The sequence below is a fragment of the Synechococcus sp. H55.10 genome (assembly GCF_047502715.1).
Lineage (GTDB): Bacteria > Cyanobacteriota > Cyanobacteriia > Thermostichales > Thermostichaceae > Thermostichus.
In genome coordinates this window covers 1-2,203 of the sequence record NZ_JANSJJ010000242.1, presented here as the reverse complement: position 1 = coordinate 2,203, position 2,203 = coordinate 1, and the positions used below count along the sequence as shown (strand labels likewise).

Annotated in this window: 2 protein-coding genes; one reads left to right on the top strand and one right to left on the bottom strand. The window is 60.7% G+C overall.

Translation table 11 applies throughout. The annotated features are described in order from the left end of the window. The first annotated feature begins 160 nt into the window (after window positions 1-160). On the top strand, window positions 161-1,675 hold the full coding sequence (gatA, locus tag NW858_RS12060) for an Asp-tRNA(Asn)/Glu-tRNA(Gln) amidotransferase subunit GatA (RefSeq protein ID WP_414347268.1): 1,515 nt from the start codon (window positions 161-163) through the stop codon (window positions 1,673-1,675). An 11-nt stretch (window positions 1,676-1,686) separates the two neighbouring features. Here the strand turns inward: gatA and psb28 are convergent, their stop codons facing one another. Beyond that, on the bottom strand, window positions 1,687-2,001 hold the full coding sequence (gene psb28 / locus NW858_RS12055; protein ID WP_414335669.1) for a photosystem II reaction center protein Psb28: 315 nt from the start codon (window positions 1,999-2,001) through the stop codon (window positions 1,687-1,689). Between the last annotated feature and the right edge of the window lie 202 nt (window positions 2,002-2,203).

Genomic DNA, 2,203 nt, shown 5'->3' with positions numbered 1-2,203 from the left:
TGTAATCTTCAGATGTGTATAATTGACAGGAGGGAACACTCCCTCACCCCCGGCCCCTCTCCCTGAGGGAGAGGGGAGTTAGTAGGGATCCGTGCTGGATTAATCTGGAGAGAACTTTGACGTTGCTCGATCGGCCTTTCTCTTCCTTGCGAGTTTGCCTATGTCTGTTATCCGTGCTCTGCACCGCCAGTTGGTGAGCAAAGAGCGCTCAGCTGAGGAGATCGCGCGCGAATACCTGGAGCGCCTGCACCGGCTGGAGCCGCAGCTTAAGAGCTTTATTACTGTCACCGAGGAGCTGGCGCTGCAACAGGCTAGAGCGGTGGATGCCCGCATTCGCGCCGGGGAGGCGATTGGTCCGCTGGCCGGGATCCCGTTGGCTGTGAAAGATAACCTTTGCACCCAAGGGATCCGCACCACCTGCGCTTCTCGGATTCTGGAGGGGTTTATTCCGCCCTACGAGTCAACGGTGACGGCGCGGCTGGCGGCAGCCGGCATGGTGACGGTGGGCAAGACCAACCTGGACGAGTTTGCCATGGGCAGCTCCACGGAAAACTCGGCCTTTCAGCGCACTGCCAACCCCTGGGATCTGACGCGGGTGCCAGGGGGATCCTCAGGGGGATCGGCGGCGGCGGTGGCGGCTGACCAGGCGGTGGTGGCCTTGGGATCGGATACGGGGGGATCGATCCGCCAGCCGGCGGCCTTTTGTGGTGTGGTTGGCCTCAAGCCCACCTACGGGCTGGTCTCCCGCTATGGGCTGGTGGCCTTTGCCTCTTCTCTGGATCAGGTGGGGCCGTTTGGGCGCACGGTGGAGGATGTGGCCCTGCTGCTGCAGGGGATTGCCGGCCACGACCCCATGGACTCCACCAGCCTTAGGGTGGAGATCCCGGACTACAGCCAGGCTTTGATCCCCGATATCAAAGGCTTCAAGATTGGCGTCATCCGCGACCTGCTGGGGGAAGGGTGTGGGGAAGAGACCCGCGCGGCTGTGCAAGCTGCCATCCAACACCTGCAGGAGCTGGGGGCAGAGATCCTGGAGATCGACTGCCCCAGCTTTCGCTACGGCCTGGCCACCTACTACATCATTGCTCCTTCGGAAGCTTCTTCCAATCTGGCCCGCTACGACGGCGTCAAGTACGGCCTGCGGGAACCTGCCGACTCGCTCTTGGCTATGTATGGCAAGACCCGCGCCCGCGGCTTTGGGCCGGAGGTGAAGCGGCGCATCATGATCGGCACCTATGCCCTCTCTGCCGGCTACTACGATGCCTACTACCTCAAGGCCCAGAAGGTGCGCACCTTGATCAAGCAAGATTTTCTGCGGGCCTTCGAGAAGGTGGATGTGTTGGTCAGCCCCACCACCCCCACGCCGGCTTTCAAAAGCGGCGAGCGGGAGGATCCCTTGAGCATGTACCTGTGCGACCTGATGACGATCCCGGTCAATCTTGCGGGCTTGCCGGGGCTAAGCCTGCCCTGTGGCTTTGCCGATGGGCTGCCGATTGGCTTGCAAATCGTGGGCAACGCCCTGCAAGAGAGCAAGGTGCTGCGGGTGGCCTATGCCTACGAGCAAAGCACCGACTGGCACCAGCGACGGCCCCCACTGGAGCAGCCTTCGATTGAAAAGACCCAGGGATCTGCCCCCGTCCAGCCCGGCAAAGGGAGCAAAAAAGCCAAAAGCTGAGGATCCAGCAGCTAGGCAATGCCCATCTGGTTGGCCGCCGAGAAGCGCTCCATAAAGCGCAGGAAGCGATCCCACTCGGCTTCTGTTTCCATGTCGTAGATCACTTCCAGGGCCTTGAATTCCCCGTTTAGGAACTTGGCTTTGATGTTGCGGGTGGTCAGCTCCCCTTCTTCGTCGATCATCCGCATGCCAAGGATGTTTTGCGTGTCGGACTTCAGCTCCTCAAAGCGAAAAATGGCGGATCCCCGCTTGCCGGTTTTGGATTTCAGCAGCCGTACTTGGGTGGGCACTTCTGGAATGCCGGGGGAAAATTCGATACTGACCATGATGCTTAAAAAAATAACCGATTCAGGCCATTATAGTTGTTCCAGATACGATTAAGACACTTTGCCGCTAGCGGCCCAAACGCTCCGCGCCGCTCACGCGACCACCCCCAGCCCCTCTCCCTGGGGGAGCAGGCCCTCACCCCCAGCCCCTCTCCCTGGGGGTGAGGGGAGCTGGAGAGCATCGGACAGGCTGTTCCATATT